Below are 18548 nucleotides of genomic sequence, written 5' to 3'. Positions count from 1 at the left end.
AACAAGAAGAAAGGAGTGTATGACATTGGATTTAGCCAATCTTACGGTTCAGGCCAAAGCGGGCGACCGTAAAGCTTTTATCAGCCTGGTTAAACAGCTGGAGAATTCCTTGTATTATATGGGCAAATCAATGCTGGGCAAGGAAGAGGATGTAGCGGATGCGCTGCAGGAAACGATTTTGAAGGCTTACAAATCAATACATTCCCTGCGTGAGCCCCAGTTCATCAAAACCTGGATGTTCCGGATTCTGATGAACGAATGCAACTCCATCTTGTCGCGCCGTTCCCAAACTGTTATCTACGCAGAGGTCCCGGAGTCGGCCTCTCCTTCCAATGAATATGACAAGGTTGATCTGAGAGAGGCTGTGGAACGCCTGGAAGAGAAGATGAGGATTGTGGTCATCCTGCATTATTTTGAAGACCTGCCGCTGCGGCAGATCGCCAGTGTGCTTGAGATTTCAGAGAGCGCGGTAAAAATGCGGCTTGCGAGAGCGAGAGAAGCATTGCTGAAGGTTTTTACAATTAACCAAGAGGGGACGATAAATTATGGATAAGTTTAACCTGGATCAGGAATTCAAAGGATTGAAGGAGGGAAATGCAGCTGCAGGTATGCCCATCTCTCCGCTTGTCCGTGCCCGTCTTGATGAGACTTATGCTTCACTGCCGGAGCAGCCGGCCGGACGCAGAAGGAAACCGCAGTCGAAGCTCCGCCGGTTGAGTTCTGCTACAGCAGCAGCTTTTGTTCTGGGAGCAGGCCTGTTCGCTTCCGGCTTCGTATCCCCGGCTATGGCGGATTCGATCAAAAGCATACCGCTCATCGGAAGCCTGTTCAGCTCGATTGAAGGAGACATTGGCCTGCGGAACGCCGGCGGCCTCGGGCTGGCCTCCAGCGTGAATAGTGAAGTGTCATATCAGGATGTGAAGCTTGAGGTTACCGAAACCGTCTTTGATGGCAGCCGGGCAGCTTTTCTGCTGAAGGTAGAGGCTCCAAATCTGAAGAACGGCGAGTTTGATACCGGTAAAAAGAAGGTGAAGCTCAGCGATGCCATTAGCAATCTGACGCTCACGGTAGACGGCAAACAGCAGGGTGACCCCGGCTCTATCCTGCAGGGCGGTTATTATACAGGCGCCGGTGAAGCCCATCCGGATATGCTGATCTTTGAAGAGGTGTTTGAAACATCCGGCAGCAGTACCGTCCCTGATACCTTTACGGCTGAAGCCATTCTTGCTCTGGAAGGTATCGACCACGAATTCAAGCTGGATATTCCCTTCAAAAAAACAACCGAAGACATCATCAATGTGCAGCCTGAGGCTCTGTCCGCTAATGACGAGCTGTCTGTTACAGTGGCGGAACTGCAGAGTACTCCTTTGACGACCCGTGTACAATATTCCATAGCCTTGTTCAACGCAGATACACTAACAGAGAAGGAAGAACAACGGCTGAACAAGATCCGGCTTGCCGTTTATGACGATCAGGGACGCCAGCTTCCGGCCCTGAACGGGGACGGGCAGTATGCTGCCAACGCACTCAGCTTCGATGCGAGATATGCAACAACTTCCGGAACCACCTCTTATCTGCTGTTAAAGCCTTATATAATAGAGGATGATTTTGCGGAGACTGTGAAGGAGAAGCAGTTCATTAAGGGACTGGAGCAGAAGATCGAGCTTCCTGCGGCAAAATAACAAAAAAAGGGGCATACCCGTAAGCCATGAATTGGCTGCCTGGGTATGCCCCTTTGCATGCTTTTAATGAAAATGGTTAGTGCGAAACAGGCTGCGCTCCGCCGGCAGGAAGCTTTTTCCGCTGCTCCAGCCACTGGGACACCAGAATTCCGCCTACCACCAGCATTGCCCCGATATATCCCTGCATAGTCAGACGCTCACCGGCAAACATAAACGCGATTACCGCGGCAAAAATCGGCTCCAGCGCATACATAAGTCCCAGCTGTACAGGTGCGATATATTTCAGGGACACCGCCTGGGCGATAAAGCAGAAGGCACTGCAGACCAGGCTGAGCGCCAGTATCGAGGTCCATCCGCTGAAGGTTCCGGGAAGAACCGGAGACTCGAAGATAAAGGAGAAGATCAGGGCGAACACCGCGGTGAAGCCTAAGGACACAATACCAACGTTTATGGAATCCGTTTTTTTGACTGCTGCGCCGGAGATCAGGATAAACAATGCATTACTGAGTCCGCTGGAAATGCAGAGAATATCGCCCGGGTGCATCTGCAGCTTGTTATTTAAGGTCAGCATCCCGATGCCGGTAATTGCGATCAGTGCACCGACGATGTGGCTCAGCGCAAGCTTTTTACGGAAGAGAACGACACTTAATATAGGTACAAAAACAACGGTAAGCCCGACGAGAAAGCCGGCGTTAGAGGTGGTGGTCGTTTTGAGGCCAAACAAAATGGAGACGCACACCCAGAGCAAAATGGCTCCAAGCATTGCACCATACCCGATCGTAGTTTTATCAATCTTGCGCAGGCGCCTCCAGAATACCAGTCCGGTCACCAGAAAAGCGATCCCAAAGCGCAGGGCAAGCAGATTGAATTCTTCCATGGAATCCAGGCCCATTTTCATAAACAGATAGGAAGATCCCCATCCAAGGGTAATGAGCAACACCAGAAGATTGGCCTTATACTTGTTCAACTTAACACGCTTCCTTTTTTATAGAGTAGATAGGGAATTTCAGTGTGCAGGAACGCGCAGGACCAATTTTCCTCAATCAGTATACTCCGCTTTATCCAAATAGAAAAGATAGATTTTCAGGAAAATTTTAAATGTATTCTTTCCCCCGTCTAACGTGACCTCAGACACACCGACTGCCCGCAAAAAGTGTATATTCAAAATTGTAATCCCCGCTTTTTTTAACTTTTCAAAATTTGATTAGAATCCTCCTTTTGACCCCGGTGCCCGTTATAGAATGAGGGTGCTGATAGAGAAACAAGATCAAATTGGAGGGCGAAGAGAGATGAACATTGCTGATATAAAGATTGCCAAGGATACGTATTGGGTAGGAAAAATCGATAACCGCGAGGTGCCGTTCCACCGGCTGATTCTGGCGAAGGGGACGACTTACAATTCCTATTTGCTGAAAACCGGCAAGCCGACGGTTATCGATACCGTGGATATGGAGTTTGGCCGTGAATATGCGGACCGGATGGCAGAGCTGATTGATCCGCTGGATATTGCGTACATCGTAATTAACCATACAGAGCCTGATCACTCGGGCGGCCTTGCGGCGCTGGCAATGCGGGCAACTAACGCTACTATTGTATGCACAGAGATTGCGGTGCCGGAGATTCAGGAAATGTACAAGCTGTACAGCCGTAAGTACCTGGTGGTTCGGGACGGGGATACGCTGGATATCGGCGGCAAAACGCTGCTGTTCAAGGAGACCCCTTACCTGCATACCGCTGAAACCATGATCACTTATTGTATAGAAGATAAAATATTGTACCCGTGTGACATTTTCAGTACCCATGTTGCTGTGGAGAAGCTGTTCAGCGATGAAGCCGGTTTTGACATTACAGAGGATTTCATAGGGTACTATAGCGCCATTATCCACCCGCACAGAAGATATGTAAGAACGCTGATGGAGGCGGTCAAGGATCTGGAGATTGACATGATTGCCCCTTCGCACGGGTTTCTGATCCGCGAGAACATCCGCAAATATATTGATCTGTATGCCGAGCTGAGCCGGGAAACGACGCAGGGCAAGAAAGCGGCCATTGTATACACCACCATTAAGAATAATACGAAGAAAATGGCCGGCATTCTGCAGGCTACGCTGCAGGAGAACGGGATCGAAGCAACCGTATGGGATGCGGATAAAAGCGATATGGCCGTTATGCTGGACAGCATCGACGCGGCGGACGCTGTCTTCATCGGCAGCTCGACCCGTTACGCCGATATGATCGGCAATCTGGAGCCGCTGCTCAAGGAGCTGCAGCTTATGAATCTGGAAGGCAAGCTGGCAGCGGCCTTTGGCTCTTACGGCTGGAGTGGTGAAGCGATTGAGGTCATCCAGGATTACCTGAACGGCACCAATATGACCGTACAAAGCACTTCTGACGTAATCAAGTCCACCGGCATGACGCATGTGGAGTTCCCGATCCGCGTCCGCTTCTCCCCGAAAGAGGCCGAGAAGACTCAGAAGATCAAGAACGCCGCCGAATTTGTCTCTGACCTGCTGCTAAGCGCAATCTAAGGGGGCCGACCGGGATGAACAAACATTATGTTATTGTGGGCAGCGGTGTAGCGGCGGTTCATGCCGCGAAGGCGATCCGCGATCAGGATGCGGAGTCGGAGATTACGATTTTTGGTGAGGAGAGCCACCTGCCCTATAACCGGATCAAGCTGACCAAGGGCTTGTTCAGCGACCTGCACAGCGACAAGGTGCTGATCAAGAAAGAAAAGTGGTACCGCGATAACCGGATCACTTTGCACACTGCCAGCCGGATTGCTTCGATCCATCCGGAGGCGCAGGAGGTAGAGACGGCGGACGGCCGGCGGGTAACGTATCATAAGCTGCTGCTCTGCATGGGGGCCCGGAACCGGGCGCTGGCTGTAGGCGGTGCCGGACTGCATAATGTCCACACGATCCGGGATCTGGGTGATGCTGACCGTTTAAAAGCAGAGCTGACCGCCGGGCGGCGCACCGTTGTCATCGGCGGCGGGGTACAGGGGCTGGAGACAGCCTGGGCGCTGCATGAGGCCGGTTATCCGGTGACGGTTGTCGAGGCCGCCCCGCGCCTGATGGCCCGGCAGCTGGATGAAGCTTCGTCGGAGCGGCTGCGCCAGATTCTGGCGCAGGCTGGTGTGGAGGTTAAGCTTCATGCCGGAGTCACTGCGGTTAACGGAGATGTAGCAGTCTCCGGCGTAACGCTGGACGATGGAACGGAAATTCCTTGCGAACACGTCGTGTACTCCATCGGCATCGTGCCGAATACGGAGCTTGTGCGGGAGACAGGGATACAGATCCGCTCAGGCGTGCTGGTCAACCGTCATCTGGAGACGAGTGCTCCCCATATCTATGCCGCCGGCGACATTGCCGAGCTGGATGGCTTGGTTGAGGGACTGTGGGGCGGAGCGATCGAACAGGGCAAAGTAGCCGGTATGAACATGGCTGCAGCAGACCCGGCGGATTACCGCCGGCCGGTTCCGCTGACGCTGTTTAACGCTTTTGGCAGCTCGCTGTTCTCGATCGGGAACACGGATGAACGGCAGTGTGACTTGTCGTTGGCGGGTGATGTAAATGGCGTGTACACGCGGATTTACGTCAAGGACAACCGGCTGGCCGGGGCACTCGCCTGGGACAGCGCGGCAGCGTCGCTGCTGTATAAAGCAGCGGTGGAACATGGCGTGAGCCTGGAGGGACTGGATGTGGCGGGCGGCAATCTGGAGGCGGTTGTTGGCGGGATTGCTGCGCTGGTGGAGTAAGAGAATAGTGAAGTAATGGAGTCGCGGCGTTGTGGAATGGTGAAGTGTGAGGTCGCAATGTAGTGGAGTTGCGGCGTAGTGGAGTAGTGGAATAGTGAATAGTGAAGCCGTGGAGTAGTGGAATAATGGGGCCGCGGCTAAATGTAACTTTTGCTGGTTTTGTAATCAAGGTAAGCGGAAAGGTCCATAGTACGTGGTTAGGCTGGCTCTAACTGTTGTGAGGAGGACTGGCCAACGTAGCTTAACTGTAGTTTGTACAACTAAATTCCCGCGTCGTCGTATGCTTGCGCTCTATAAGTGTATTCTGTGCACCTAAAATGGGCCGGATCGCGTAAATTGGACTTTTTCGGGAGATTTAAGTGTACAGAATACATCTAAGTGCCGGCTCGGGCAGAAAATAGCCGATTTAGTTGTACAGAATACATCTATGTTGATTATCACGGTGCGGAAATGCCCCTATAAGCGGCGGCTAACCAAACTAAGTGGAAAAATGACATCTAATACATGGCTAACTACCGGTTCAAGGAATCTAGGTGGAAAAATGCTACTTAATTATACCATTATTGCTCCAAAAGGGGTTTTTAGCCTAAACTAAGTGCTGTTTTTCCAACTAATGATTATAAAAGTTGAGAAATGATGGAATTAAGTGCCGAAAATCCAACTATATAATTGAACTTAAGAATTTATGTTAAGGAACGAGTGGCGGAGGAGAATTTTGGAGCTGGAGGAGCGGTAGCGACCGGCTGAAAGCTTTTCGGAGAAAAGCTCGCATCGGAAGCATAGGCTTGCTGCGGATTTCCACCGCGAACAGCGGGTATGATCAAGAAATCTGCAGACAACAGCGGCTGGAAGTCCAAATATTCTCTGGAGTCACATGCAATCCCAAAACAGCAATATTATTAGTTCAATCTAAATAGTCCTTTTAATTATATTTTTCAGGAGGAATAAACAATGACCAAATACATTTGCAAGCCTTGCGGCTATATTTATGATCCGGCGCTCGGAGATCCCGATGAGGATGTGGAGCCAGGTACGGCGTTTGAGGATCTGCCGGAGGACTGGGTCTGCCCGGTATGCGGGGAGGACACCACGCACTTTGAACCGGTGGCGCAGAAGCGGATCGTTTCCTAGAAACCAAGGAGGGATACAGAATGCCGGAACATTCCTGTAAAAATGCTGCGGAGCCGTGTACCCGCAAAGTTCCGATCTTCGCCTCGCTCAGTGACGGGGAGCTCTCGCGGATCAGCGCGATGATCAGGCACCGGAAATACGCCAAAGGCCAGGCGCTGATAATGGAGGAGCAGCCGACTGACACGCTGTTTATTATCCAGCAGGGACAGGTGAAGCTGTCCAAAATGACGCCGCAGGGCAAAGAGCAGATTCTGCATGTGCTGAGCAGCGGGGAATTTTTTGGCGAGCTGAATATCCTGAGCAGCGAGGAGCTGAGCAATTTCAGCGCCTATGCACTTACCGAGACGGCGATCTGCCTGCTGACCCGGACAGCTATGGAGCAGCTGATGGCCGAGAATCCGGACATTACCATCAAGCTGCTGAAGACCGTCGCCAAGCGGCTGGCCCATACGGAGAATCTGGCCCAGAGTCTGGCGACGAAGGACCCGGAGATCCGGATCGCCCATATGATTCTGGAGCTGGGTGATAAGTACGGCAAGCCGCGCAGCGGCGGCCTTGCGATCAAGCTGCCGCTCTCCCGCGAGGAGCTGGCAAGTTACGTGGGTGTTACCCGCGAGACGATCAGCCGCAAATTCGCCCGGTTCGAGGATCTGGGCCTGATCGAGCTGGTCGGCAACAAGCAGCTGATCGTAAAGGACCGGCCGTCACTGGAAAAGTATACAGACTAGCCGGACTATGGGATAAATAGACAGCATGTCTGGAGCTTCGCCTGCGATGGACGGCGATACCGGATTTCGGGTATAAGCCGGCTGTGGTACACAAACCTTGAGCAATCAAGGTTTTTTTGCTTTGGCCGGGGGCGGGCCCCCAGCACCCTAATCCCCCGCCCGCTCCCGCCGGTACCGGGACGGCGTGCACTGGTACGTCTCGGCAAAGGTCCGGTAAAAGAAGCCGGGGCTCTGATAGCCTACCTCGCGGGCAATCGTCTCGATGCTGTGCTCTGTGTTAGCGAGCAGGGAGGCGGCGTGCAGCATCCGCTGGCTTTTGACCAGCTCCATAAAGGTTTTGCCGGTCTTCTGCTTCAGCAGGTTACCCAGATAGTTGGCGTTGTAGCTGAATTCAGCGGCAAGCCCGGCCAGTGAGCAGTCTTTATAATGCAGCTCAATATAGTTGAGCACCTGAATCAGGCTGACTTTGGCTTCCGGGTGCAGGTGGTCCTGATTGGTGTGGTAAGTGAAGACTCGCATGAGCTCGGTCAGGCTGATCATCAGGTATTGGATAATCATCTCCCGGGAGTAGAGCTGCGGCTCGAACGCCTCACACATCATATTTTTGATGAACAGCTGGAAGGTAGCGTGTGCCTGTGATTCGAATAGGATGTAGCGGTTATGGTTGGTGCTTTCCGATAAGGCATTGACCATAAAATGAGACAAAATCCCGTTCTCGCTAAACCGGCTCAGCGCGTTCCGGAATACTTCGGGCTTTATCAGGATGTTGACGAGAATATCATTTTCACCCATCGGCTCAATACTGTGCAGCACATCGGTATCCAGCAGGCAGGCTTGACCTTCTTCCAGCTCAATCCGTTGCCCGTTAATCCACTGAATGCAGCGGCCGGAGTAAATATAGTTCATCTCTATAAAATTGTGCAGATGCAGCGGCATGGGGGCGAACCGGTTATGCTTGCGGATATGCACAGGACCCTCCTGGAAAAAAGCATCCGCCGGCATCCGGAAGTACTCCAAGTCCGTGCCCTCCCGCTCCAAAGGCCATATATCATTAATGTTGTTTCCGGTCCGCTGCTGCTCCTGCTCCACCTCATTCAAGCTGCGCAAATAACCGTCCAGTTCCCGATGATCCATCCTTCATTCCCTCTCCCATCAATCCTATTCATATCCACAGTATACCTGTAAAAAGAATAAAAAGTCATGTGCTTCAGCAATTGTCCTGCCTTACCGGAAGCGCTTTAATATAAACTATCAAGTTCATCAAAAAAGGAGTGTCTAAACAATGGGAGAAGCGAAAATGCAGGCAGTACAGGCAGTAATTGTACCTGTTGAAGCATTCATTAATGAGGCTGAGCGGCTCAAACCGGAGCTGTTCAAGCAGCAGGTACTGCCGGAGCGGCTGGCTGAAGTGGTCAGGGATGAAGAGGCGATTCACGGCTGGGCGGCCCGCGCAATTACAGGGACTGAATCCCTGCCGGAGCAGGATTTTGGCACAGGTGATTCCTTCATCCTTGATTTCGGCGATCACCGGGTCGGGTATGTATCGTTCTGCGTACGGCCGGTAGGCAGCCCGCCGGATGCTCCGTTGAAGCTCAAGCTGACCCTCGGGGAAATGCCGGTAGAAATGGCCGAGCCGTTTGCAGAATATGAGGGATGGATCAGCAGCTCCTGGCTGCAGGAGGAAACGTTGTTTGTGGATGTGCTGCCCCGGCGGATCGAGCTTCCGCGGCGTTACAGCTTCCGTTACCTGAAGATTGAGGTGCTGGCTACATCCGCTAAATACCGGGTGGCTTTTGAGGACATTATCTGTACTACAGTGACCTCTGCAGATGCTTCTGCGGTACAGCCATTGGGGCATTCGGATGAAACATTAAAAGAAATCGACCGCGTCAGCATCCGGACCTTAGAGGATTGCATGCAGGATGTGTTCGAAGACGGCCCGAAGCGCGACCGTCGTTTATGGCTGGGTGATCTGCGCCTGGAGGCGCTGGCCAATTATGAAACGTTCCGCAACATGGAGCTGGTCAAGCGCTGCCTGTATTTGTTCGCCGGAGTGCCGGACGAGCAGGGCAGGGTGTCTGCGAATTTGTTCATCGAGCCTGCGATCATCGCTGACGATACGTATTTATTCGATTATTCCCTGTTTTTCACAACCACACTGTTCGATTATTATATGGCTTCCGGGGATGAAGACACACTTAAGGAGCTTTGGCCGACAGCCCGCAAACAGGTTGAACTGGCGCTTGAGCAGCTGGATGACCAGGGGCTGGTGCAGGACCAGGAGACATGGTGGTCATTCATTGACTGGCATCCGCAGCTGAACAAGCAGGCCTCATCGCATGCGATCTTAATCTATACGCTCAAAAAAGCCATTCAGCTGGCTGAACAGGTTGGCTGTGACAGCAGCTCTGCTTTTTCCACAGAGCTTACCAAGACCACTCAAGCAGCTGTGGACTCTTTATGGGATGCGGACGCAGGCTTTTTTGTCAGCGGTGCGGGCCGGCAGATTTCCTGGGCAAGCCAGATCTGGTGTGCATTAGCCGGAGTGCTGCCGGAAGAGCAGAACAAGCAGCTTATGCTGCACCTGCTCAGCTCCCGGCCGGACATCGGCTTAACCACGCCGTATATGCACCATCATCTGGTGGAGGCGCTGCTGGTAACCGGATGCAGGGAGGAAGCGGCGGCTCATTTAAAATCCTATTGGGGCGGGATGCTGGCCGACGGGGCAGATACCTTCTGGGAGCTCTACGATCCTGCCGACAAAAACTTTTCTCCTTACGGAAGCTATCTAATCAACAGCTACTGTCATGCCTGGAGCTGCACACCGGCTTATCTGATCCGTCATTACGGGCTGTAACATACGTTAACCGAAATCCGGATCACAAACTGATCCGGATTTTCTTCGGTGAAATAGTTGTACAGATCCATCTCGTACGCAGCGCCGCTTATAACCAGGCCGCTAACTTGGATGAACTCTTTTAACGCAGCATAAGTGGTCTCCAGTGTCTCATAGCCTCCTTGATGGTCCATGACCGCGTACAGCCCCTGCGGCTTCACGATGATGTTGTCTCTCTGGGCTGGTCCAGGAAGCTTGCTGGCAATGTGGCCTGGATAATATTCCTCCGATTGGAGCTGCTCCTGATCAACGATGGACCAGAACGGCAGCTCATGCATAATCAGATGCTCTTCACAATAGATGCGGTGTTCGCTGAACTTACGGGCATACTCGTGATCACTGATGTTTGGGTTAATGGGTGTTGTTATAAAATAAGCAGCCTGCTGCTCCTCAATAGCCGGAGTATCCAGTGGTGCTTTTTGTGCGTTTTCGGTCATTTGCAGGGCACCGTCCAAAAAGCTTTGAATCCGCTGCATCCGGTTCAGCTCCAGTTCAAGCTCACGCTGCTTTTGCTGAATCAGGCTGACGAACCGGTCTGTATTCTGGTTATCGAGAAAATCCTTGATCTCCTTCAGAGAACTGCCGGCTTTCTTCAGCACACTGATGATCTCAAGTGTATAGCACTGCTGGAGTGTATAGTAGCGGTAGCCTTTCGGGTTCACAAATTCCGGCTTCAACAGCCCGATTTCGTCATAGTGAAAAAGCGTGTGCTTCGTCACTCCGCAGGTCTTGGCGATTTCGCTGGTTGTAAAATATTTTGGCGTCATGGCGGACATGCCGGTTCCCCTTTCTCTGGTCTGATGGTCTTGACTATCGGGTTACCCTATAGTTTAAAGTCGTTGTACTGACAAAAGCAAATGTCAAAAATCAGCCAGGGGTGCCTTATGAATAACCTTATCAGAAACAGAGTATTTCTAATTGTCGCCACGGCGGATCTGCTGCAGCAGGCAGGAATCTGGATCCGGAATATGGCTTTGCTGTTTTACATTATGGATCAGACCGGGAACAATCCGACAGCTGTATCCATGCTTACTGCACTGGAGTATCTGCCTATCTTTGTATTTTCTTTAATCGGAGGGACCTTTGCCGACCGCTGGAATCCGAAAAAAACAGTCATTCTCGGTGACATCTTGAGCGCATTATCGATGCTGCTGATCCTTGGGCTGGTTGCCGGAGGGGTATGGCAGGCGGTGTTCGCAGCTACTGTGATCTCGGCGATTGTCAGCCAGTTTTCCCAGCCGTCTTCTGCAGTGCTTTTCAAAAAACATATCCCTGCAGAGGAGGTAGGAACGGCCGTCGGGATCAACCAGAGTCTGATGGCCTTATTCACGATTTTCGGCCCGATGCTCGGAACGTTAGTCTATACTCAGCTCGGCATACAATCGTCAATTATTGCTTTGTTCCTGATCTTTACTCTGGCAGCCGGAATTCAGCTGTTCCTGCCGACATCGGGCAGAGAGCAGCGGACGGAGAAGAGTTCACCGCTTAAAGATATCAAGGAAGGCTTCCGCTATGTGCTTGGGCATGCCAACCTGAAGCTGATTGCGGTTATGTTTCTCATCTCGGGTCTGGCGATGGGAGTAACCCAACCGCTGGATGTCTTTGTTACGATGAACCGTCTGGGCCTGCCCAAAGAAAGCGTGCAGTGGTTCGCAGCCGCCGAGGGCGTGGGAATGCTTGCGGGCGGTCTCTTGGCCGCCATGCTTACAGCACAAATAACCCGCTACAGACGCGGGGTTATCACAGTAATCATGATCATATGGGCGGCAATAACCGTTATTGAGGTGCTGTCGGTCTGGCCTGTACTGACAGGAAGTGCGAGAGTGTTATCCGGCATAGCCACAGCCTGCTTCCAGGTATCCTTCAGCGCCATGATGATTCAGGAGATCAGGGAAGAATATATCGGCAGAACCAACGGGATTATCATTCCGCTGATGATGGGAGGTATGCTGCTGGGCAGCGCCTCCTCCGGATTTATTGTGGCTCAGCTCGATCTGATGGGAGCTTACTTCATAGCGGCGGCCCTTACGGCTGGCTGTGTTGTATTTACATTGCGCTTGAAGTTTAGTTAAAGTCCGTTTCTAAATGTACTGTTTTCTGAAACCCAATCATGCTCCGCTGCAACCCTTTTGCGCGGGGGCAAGCTTCTTTACCAAGTGACATTATTCGTCCCGCGTCGAAAAACGTTTCTCTAGACCCACTCAAATTGCGTCTGCTAGTATAAAACAATGCGGGTGCGGGCTGAGGGGAGAAACGGAAAATGGAGCAGCAGCAGCGTTATGAAAATTTAAAAATGGGCGAACGCGGGGCTGTTATAAGCATTATCGCTTATATCTGTCTATCGGCTCTTAAACTGATAATTGGCAATGTATCGGGTTCGGAAGCCCTTAAGGCAGACGGCCTGAACAATGCAACGGATATTGTAGCTTCCATCGCGGTGCTGATCGGACTGAAGCTGGCACAGCGGCCGGCAGATGCGGACCATCCGTACGGCCACTGGAAGTCGGAAACAATAGCTTCATTAATAGCTTCCTTTATAATGATGGCAGTCGGACTACAGGTTCTGATCACGGCGGTTGCTTCTGTCTTTAAGGGCAGAGGAGAAGCGCCGGATCTGATCTCGGTGTGGACAGGGCTGTTCTGTGCGGTCGTGATGTATTTTGTCTACCGGTATAATAAGCGGCTTGCGCTTGCAATCAGAAGCCAGGCTGTTATGGCCGCCGCCAAGGATAATTTTTCAGATGCCCTTGTGAGTATCGGTGCGGTAATCGGAATCATCGGCTCCCAGTTTAACCTTCCGTGGCTTGATCCGGTAACAGCGGTTCTGGTCGGGTTCATTATCTGCAAAACAGCGTGGGATATCTTCCGGGATGCCTCCCACCACTTATCGGACGGGTTCGATGAAACGATTATCCATACGTTCAGGGAGACTGTGGAACAGGTTGAAGGTGTGGAGGAGGTTAAGGAGCTGCGGGCCAGAAACTATGGAAGCAATGCTGTAGTCGATGTCGTCCTGTCGATCAAAAGCGGCCTGGGTTTTCAGGAAGCCCATAACGTTGCCACTAATGTGGAGAATGAGCTAAAGAAATCCGCAGAAGTCCTAGAGGTTCATGTGCATTATGAGCCGTCAAAGTAAGCCCCGCAAGGGGCTTTTTTTAATGGAGAAAAACGGGCTGATCTTAATGCAATCTTAATACTGAAGGCGAAATCCTAACACCAGCTTAATCCGGCAGGTGATATGCTTTCAGGACAATAAGACTAACGTACAAAGTGAGCGTGAAACCCGTGATTTCCTTTTTAAAAAGGTTTTTGATTGGCAGGCCCTTGAAGTCCACAGAGCTGGGGGAGCAGAAGTTAAATAAAAAGAAAGCATTGGCTATTTTATCATCAGATGCCTTATCCTCCGTTGCCTACGGTCCTGAGCAAATTCTGATTGTATTGGTTACGGTTGGTACAATGGCCTTCTGGTATTCCATTCCGATTGCGATCGGGGTATTGGTGCTGCTGACTGCACTGATCCTGTCTTACCGGCAGATTATTTTTGCTTATTCACACGGCGGTGGAGCCTATGTTGTCTCCAAAGAAAACCTGGGCAAATACCCCGGCCTGATTGCCGGCGGTTCGCTGCTGGTGGATTATATTCTGACGGTGGCGGTGAGCGTATCGGCGGGAACAGATGCGATTACATCAGCTTTTCCGAGCCTGCATGAGCATAAAGTGCTGATTGCCATTATCTTTGTATTTCTCATCACATTATTGAATTTAAGAGGGGTGACGGAATCTGCTTCCGTTCTAGCCTATCCGGTCTACTTGTTCGTACTGGCTTTATTCATTCTGATCGGTACCGGTCTTTATAACATCTTAACGGGTAGTGTTCCGGCGGAGCTGCATACCTCGCTGGGTACTCCGGTAGCAGGGATTAGTTTGTTCCTGCTGCTGCGCGCTTTTTCCTCGGGGAGCTCGGCGTTGACCGGGGTAGAAGCGATTTCCAATGCCATTCCCAACTTTAAAAGCCCTGAGGCTTCCAACGCAGCCAAAACCTTGACGGCGATGGGAGCTCTGCTGGCTGTTCTGTTCTCAGGCATTATTGTGCTGGCTTATTACTACGGCATTGCGCCGCGTGCTGACGTCACTGTCGTGTCGCAGATAGCCGAGCAGACCTTTGGCCGCAATGCGATGTACTTTTTTATCCAGGGTACAACTGCACTCATTCTGATTCTGGCGGCTAATACAGGTTATTCCGCCTTTCCTCTGCTGGCTGTGAATCTGGCCAAGGACAAATTCATTCCGCGGATGTTTACGATGCGTGGAGACAGACTGGGCTATTCCAACGGGATTATTATCCTGGGCGTACTCTCCATGCTTCTGATTTATGTATTCGACGGTAAAACAGAGCAGCTGATTCCTTTATATGCGGTAGGGGTATTCATTCCCTTTACGCTGTCCCAGACCGGGATGATGGTGAAATGGCTGCGCGAAAAGCCTGCGGGCTGGATGCCGAAGTTTATTATCAACACCGTCGGTGCGCTGATCAGCTTCATCGTTACGATGATGTTCTTCCTGACCAAATTCACTCAGGTATGGCCTGTATTCGTCTTCCTGCCGATTCTTCTTTATGTCTTCCATAGAATTCATAAACATTACGAGGCGGTTGCCGACCAGCTTAGAATTACAACCTGTGAAGCAACGGTCAAAATCGAAGGCAATGTCATTATCGTGCCGGTAGCCGGAATTACCCATGTCGTGGAGAACTCGCTGGAATATGCCAAATCGCTGTCACCGCAGCAGATTATCGCCGTCTATGTCCCGTTTGAACGGGAAGAAGAAGCGATATTTGAAGAAAAGTGGAAAAAGTGGCAGCCGGACGTGCGCCTGGTGACCCTGTATACTCCATACAGAAGCATCATCCAGCCCTTGACCAAGTTCATTGATACAATCAACTGGAAAGCGGCAGATCTGAATCATAGAGTCACAGTCATTATTCCGCAGTTTATTCCGAAAAAAGGCTGGCACAACATCCTGCACAACCAGTCCAGCCTGCTGATCCGTGCCCGTCTGCTGTTCCGCAGCGATGTGATTGTCACTACGGTGCCTTATCATTTGAAGAAGTAATCAAAGTTGAAAGAGCCGTCCCAAAGCCATGCAAATGGCTTGGGGCGGCTTTTTTGCCTTTAAAATCCTCGTATTTCTATGATAATAAGAGTATTTTCCTCTACATTTGTGTCATTCTCTTTTGATCATCCATGTAAACCAGCCTTTTATTTATATATGCTTATATGAAAGCTAAAGCTTTTTTAGCTGGAAAAATAAAAAAAGGAGATTTATCGTGAACTCAAACACTGCTGCTATAAGTAAAGACGGTGCCAATGTATCGTCATCCACACGTCTTCCGTGGTCCGGGCTGCTGGCCTTGGCCATGGCGGGATTCATCTGCATTCTTACGGAAAGTCTGCCTGCCGGATTACTGCCGCAAATTGCCCGGGATCTTCGAGTCACAGAAGCTCTTGCCGGACAATGGGTCACTCTCTATGCGGTTGGATCTCTTCTGGCCGCCATTCCTTTGACAACGGCTACCCGCGGGTGGAGACGCCGGCCGCTGCTGCTGCTGTGCATCATCGGTTTTCTTATATTCAATACCATCACCGCGTTATCTTCTATATATATACTGACGCTTGCTGCGCGTTTTTTCGCAGGGGTATCGGCAGGGGTTCTATGGGGGATGACAGCTGGCTATGCGCGGCGTATGGTGTCTGATTCGCTGAAAGGAAAAGCGATGGCTGTAGCCATGGTTGGAACCCCGCTGGCATTGGCGCTGGGAGTTCCGCTCGGTACTTTTTTCGGTGCTTATACCGGATGGCGTCTCATTTTCGGAGCTGTATCCTTACTGGCTGCAGGCCTTATTGGCTGGGTGCTCTGGAAGGTGCCGGATTATGCTGGCGAGCCTGCCGGTGATCAGCTGCCGTTTCATAAGATTTTCATGATTCCCGGTGTACGGCCGATTCTGTTCGTCGTTTTGGCATGGGTACTAGCCCATAATATTTTATACACTTATATTGCACCGTATCTTGCGGAAACCGCCTTTGCGCAGCGAGTGGATTTGGTTCTTCTTATTTTCGGAATCACCTCGGTTGCCGGCATTTGGGTCATAGGCATGCTGATTGACCGTTTTCTGAGAATGCTGGTTTTAATCAGCATCACAGGATTTGCTTTGGCTTCTGCAGCCTTGGGAATCGGAATGAATCAACCTGCAATGATTATTCTTGGTGTTGCGGTGTGGGGGCTTACGTTTGGCGGGGCGGCCACTTTACTGCAGACAGCAATAGCTCAAGCCGGGGGAAGGAGCGCGGATATAGCCCAATCGATGCTGGTTACCGCGTGGAATGTGGCAATCGGCGGCGGCGGCATTATAGGCGGAGTTCTTCTCGAACTGCTTGGAGCCGGATTCCTTCCGGGTGTATTAATGATCCTGCTGCTTCCCACCTTAATTACAGCCTGGCTGGCTAAAAAGCATGGCTTTCCTTCTTAGGCAAGCAAATTCGGTTCTTCAATGAGATTTTTATAAGCGATTGGTGAAGACATTACGATCATAGTCGTATAGGTTCCGTATTGATCGCACCGGTTTTCAAATTCCTCCAGGCCCTGGGTTGTTTCCGTCAGGACCTTCAATAAATAATTATGCTCTCCGCTTATCCGGTAACATTCCGTGACCTCCGGTGACGAACGGCAAAAATCAAGGAAAGGATAGCAATTCCGGGTCCTGATCAGCATATAGGCGGTGCATTGCTTACCCACTTTATGCGAAGAAATGACTGTCCGGTATTGCTCGATAACCCCCTTTTCTTCCATGCGTTTCACACGTTCAGTTACGGCTGGCTGAGACAGCCCTACCAGCTTTCCTAATTCTGTCATTGATAATCTTGCCTGATCCTGCAAATGGAGCAGGATGTTATGATCGATTTCGTCCAAGCAAATCACCCGCCTTTTAATTTGAAAGTTATTTCATTTTAATACCTTTAGATTCATCGAAAACAAATGGTTCTAACTTGTTTGTTTTATGTAAGATGGCAGAATTTATTACTATAATAAACACACTTGCTATAAATAATCAACTGAACAGCAGCCGGAAAGGATGAGAGACATGAAAAATATAGATCTGGAATGGATGAAAAATAGTGTGAATGAGGTAATTGATCGTACACTTGAGGAAAAGAGAATCGTTGGTACTGTAGTCCAGGTTGCATTAGGCGGAAACCTCGTTTACAGCAGACCTGCCGGCTTAGCCGACCGCGAGCAGAAACGGCCGATGCAGGAAAATGCTTTGTTTAGATACGCATCGGTAACCAAGCCGGTCGTGTCAACGGCGGCCTTGGTATTAATTTCGCAAGGGCGATTGCAGTTAACCGATCCGGTGATCAAATGGCTTCCGGCCTTTCGTCCCAAACTGCCGAACGGACAGTATGCCTCTATGACCGTTCGCCATCTGATGACGCATACCGCCGGTTTAACCTATCGGTTCTTTCAAGAAGAAAAGGGGACTTATGAGCTTGCCGGGGTATCGGACGGCATGGATCTGGCAGGAATTTCACTTGAAGAGAATCTGCAAAGACTTTCTTCTGTGCCGCTTCTATATGAGCCAGGGAAAATGTGGAGGTATTCCATTGCAACAGATGTGCTCGGAGCGGTCATCGAAAAGGTTACGGGAATGCCGCTTAATGAAGCTGTACAGGTGCTTGTAACTCATCCGCTTTCCATGACGGACACGGATTTCAAGGCCGTGGACATGGACAGATTGACCGCGTCTTACGCAGACAGCACTGGAGACCCCCGGCGCTTACTCGATTTTGATACCGTTCCTTTCGTGGAGGGGACGGCAGGCTTCCTTCTTTCACCCGATAGATTCACCGATAAGGCTGCTTATCCGTCCGGGGGAGCCGGCATGATTGGCAGCGCAGGAGATTTTCTTAAACTGCTGGAAGCTTTGCGCCAGGGAGGAAATCCGATTCTGCCGGAGGCTCTTGTCACGGAATTGACAACCAATCAAATTGGTGATCTTGTGATGCCCTATTGGCCGGGAAGAGGCTTTGGACTTGGTTTTACACTGCTTAAAGACCCGGCAGAAGCCAATACACCGGAATCCGCGGGAACGTGGCGGATGGGTGGCACCTATGGCCACTCCTGGTTTGTTGATCCGAGAGAGGAGCTTAGTGTTGTAGCATTCACCAATACGGCGCTTGAAGGAATGTCAGGCAGGTTTACAACGGAACTGTGCGAAGCTGTCTACAAGGGTATTCGGGAAGTTGAGTCTTGACGGTTTTATAGGAGGGGCGGATGGTTCAGTACAGACAGAAGCA

General features: G+C 51.0%; 16 protein-coding genes. 12 read left to right on the top strand and 4 right to left on the bottom strand.

Going from position 1 to position 18548, the window contains the following annotated elements; translation table 11 throughout:
• The first annotated feature begins 25 nt into the window (after positions 1 to 25).
• Positions 26 to 553, top strand: coding sequence for a sigma-70 family RNA polymerase sigma factor (locus NST84_RS22090; RefSeq protein ID WP_342562292.1), 528 nt, complete (start codon positions 26 to 28; stop codon positions 551 to 553).
• Complete coding sequence (locus NST84_RS22085; protein WP_342562291.1) at positions 546 to 1682, top strand: DUF4179 domain-containing protein; 1137 nt, start codon at positions 546 to 548, stop codon at positions 1680 to 1682. The genes NST84_RS22090 and NST84_RS22085 overlap by 8 nt, the downstream gene beginning before the upstream one ends.
• 76 nt (positions 1683 to 1758) lie before the next feature.
• Here the strand turns inward: NST84_RS22085 and NST84_RS22080 are convergent, their stop codons facing one another.
• Positions 1759 to 2649 (bottom strand): DMT family transporter, encoded by an 891-nt coding sequence (locus NST84_RS22080; protein ID WP_342562290.1) that lies wholly within the window; start codon positions 2647 to 2649, stop codon positions 1759 to 1761.
• Between the two features lie 322 nt (positions 2650 to 2971).
• Between NST84_RS22080 and NST84_RS22075 the strand changes: the two genes are divergently transcribed.
• The 4 genes from NST84_RS22075 to NST84_RS22060 all read left to right on the top strand — a co-directional run bounded on the left by NST84_RS22075 (position 2972) and on the right by NST84_RS22060 (position 7301).
• Entirely contained in the window at positions 2972 to 4210 is a 1239-nt protein-coding gene (locus tag NST84_RS22075) for an FprA family A-type flavoprotein (RefSeq protein WP_342562289.1), read from the top strand.
• 14 nt (positions 4211 to 4224) lie between these two features.
• Positions 4225 to 5442, top strand: a complete 1218-nt coding sequence (locus NST84_RS22070; RefSeq protein ID WP_342562288.1) for an FAD-dependent oxidoreductase — start codon at positions 4225 to 4227, stop codon at positions 5440 to 5442.
• A 951-nt stretch (positions 5443 to 6393) separates the two neighbouring features.
• Positions 6394 to 6573, top strand: coding sequence for a rubredoxin (rd, locus tag NST84_RS22065; protein WP_042179145.1), 180 nt, complete (start codon positions 6394 to 6396; stop codon positions 6571 to 6573).
• Positions 6574 to 6593: 20 nt separating this feature from the next.
• A complete protein-coding gene (locus NST84_RS22060; RefSeq protein ID WP_342562287.1) occupies positions 6594 to 7301 on the top strand; it encodes a Crp/Fnr family transcriptional regulator in 708 nt (235 codons plus the stop codon).
• Between the two features lie 147 nt (positions 7302 to 7448).
• Here the strand turns inward: NST84_RS22060 and NST84_RS22055 are convergent, their stop codons facing one another.
• Positions 7449 to 8435, bottom strand: coding sequence for a helix-turn-helix domain-containing protein (locus NST84_RS22055; RefSeq protein ID WP_342562286.1), 987 nt, complete (start codon positions 8433 to 8435; stop codon positions 7449 to 7451).
• A 148-nt stretch (positions 8436 to 8583) separates the two neighbouring features.
• Between NST84_RS22055 and NST84_RS22050 the strand changes: the two genes are divergently transcribed.
• Complete coding sequence (locus tag NST84_RS22050; protein WP_342562285.1) at positions 8584 to 10158, top strand: sugar hydrolase; 1575 nt, start codon at positions 8584 to 8586, stop codon at positions 10156 to 10158.
• Here NST84_RS22050 and NST84_RS22045 read toward each other — a convergent pair.
• Positions 10146 to 10973, bottom strand: a complete 828-nt coding sequence (locus tag NST84_RS22045; protein ID WP_342562284.1) for a MerR family transcriptional regulator — start codon at positions 10971 to 10973, stop codon at positions 10146 to 10148. The genes NST84_RS22050 and NST84_RS22045 overlap by 13 nt on opposite strands.
• Positions 10974 to 11054: 81 nt before the next feature.
• On the opposite strand from NST84_RS22045, the gene NST84_RS22040 reads away from it, so the two are divergent.
• From NST84_RS22040 to NST84_RS22025, 4 genes are all read left to right on the top strand, one after another.
• The gene (locus tag NST84_RS22040; RefSeq protein WP_342562283.1) at positions 11055 to 12269 is read left to right on the top strand and encodes an MFS transporter; all 1215 of its coding nucleotides are present in this window, start codon (positions 11055 to 11057) and stop codon (positions 12267 to 12269) included.
• 188 nt (positions 12270 to 12457) lie between these two features.
• Positions 12458 to 13333: a cation diffusion facilitator family transporter gene (locus NST84_RS22035; protein WP_342562282.1), complete on the top strand. Its 876-nt coding sequence runs from the start codon at positions 12458 to 12460 to the stop codon at positions 13331 to 13333.
• 149 nt (positions 13334 to 13482) lie between these two features.
• Positions 13483 to 15309 carry an APC family permease gene (locus tag NST84_RS22030; protein ID WP_342566489.1) on the top strand — a complete coding sequence of 609 codons (1827 nt, stop codon included), beginning with the start codon at positions 13483 to 13485 and terminating at the stop codon, positions 15307 to 15309.
• 214 nt (positions 15310 to 15523) lie between these two features.
• Entirely contained in the window at positions 15524 to 16723 is a 1200-nt protein-coding gene (locus tag NST84_RS22025) for an MFS transporter (protein WP_342562281.1), read from the top strand.
• Here the strand turns inward: NST84_RS22025 and NST84_RS22020 are convergent.
• A complete protein-coding gene (locus tag NST84_RS22020) occupies positions 16720 to 17163 on the bottom strand; it encodes an Lrp/AsnC family transcriptional regulator (protein ID WP_342562280.1) in 444 nt (147 codons plus the stop codon). The two genes, NST84_RS22025 and NST84_RS22020, sit on opposite strands and share 4 nt — an antisense overlap.
• Before the next feature lie 172 nt (positions 17164 to 17335).
• Between NST84_RS22020 and NST84_RS22015 the strand changes: the two genes are divergently transcribed.
• Positions 17336 to 18505, top strand: a complete 1170-nt coding sequence (locus NST84_RS22015; protein ID WP_342562279.1) for a serine hydrolase domain-containing protein — start codon at positions 17336 to 17338, stop codon at positions 18503 to 18505.
• The last annotated feature ends 43 nt before the right edge of the window (positions 18506 to 18548 follow it).

Source organism: Paenibacillus sp. FSL R7-0345 (assembly GCF_038595055.1).
Taxonomy (GTDB): Bacteria; Bacillota; Bacilli; order Paenibacillales; family Paenibacillaceae; genus Paenibacillus_AQ.
Note: the sequence above shows the minus strand (reverse complement) of the source record. Positions and strands in the feature narration are given on the sequence as shown.

Coding starts and splice junctions, on each gene's coding strand:
- NST84_RS22035 (WP_342562282.1), top strand. CDS start 12,458: ATGGAGCAGCAGCAGCGTTATGAAAATTTAAAAATGGGCGAACGCGGG.
- NST84_RS22015 (WP_342562279.1), top strand. CDS start 17,336: ATGAAAAATATAGATCTGGAATGGATGAAAAATAGTGTGAATGAGGTA.
- NST84_RS22075 (WP_342562289.1), top strand. CDS start 2,972: ATGAACATTGCTGATATAAAGATTGCCAAGGATACGTATTGGGTAGGA.
- NST84_RS22085 (WP_342562291.1), top strand. CDS start 546: ATGGATAAGTTTAACCTGGATCAGGAATTCAAAGGATTGAAGGAGGGA.
- NST84_RS22040 (WP_342562283.1), top strand. CDS start 11,055: ATGTCAAAAATCAGCCAGGGGTGCCTTATGAATAACCTTATCAGAAAC.
- rd (WP_042179145.1), top strand. CDS start 6,394: ATGACCAAATACATTTGCAAGCCTTGCGGCTATATTTATGATCCGGCG.
- NST84_RS22055 (WP_342562286.1), bottom strand. CDS start 8,435: ATGGATCATCGGGAACTGGACGGTTATTTGCGCAGCTTGAATGAGGTG.
- NST84_RS22060 (WP_342562287.1), top strand. CDS start 6,594: ATGCCGGAACATTCCTGTAAAAATGCTGCGGAGCCGTGTACCCGCAAA.
- NST84_RS22050 (WP_342562285.1), top strand. CDS start 8,584: ATGGGAGAAGCGAAAATGCAGGCAGTACAGGCAGTAATTGTACCTGTT.
- NST84_RS22045 (WP_342562284.1), bottom strand. CDS start 10,973: ATGTCCGCCATGACGCCAAAATATTTTACAACCAGCGAAATCGCCAAG.
- NST84_RS22070 (WP_342562288.1), top strand. CDS start 4,225: ATGAACAAACATTATGTTATTGTGGGCAGCGGTGTAGCGGCGGTTCAT.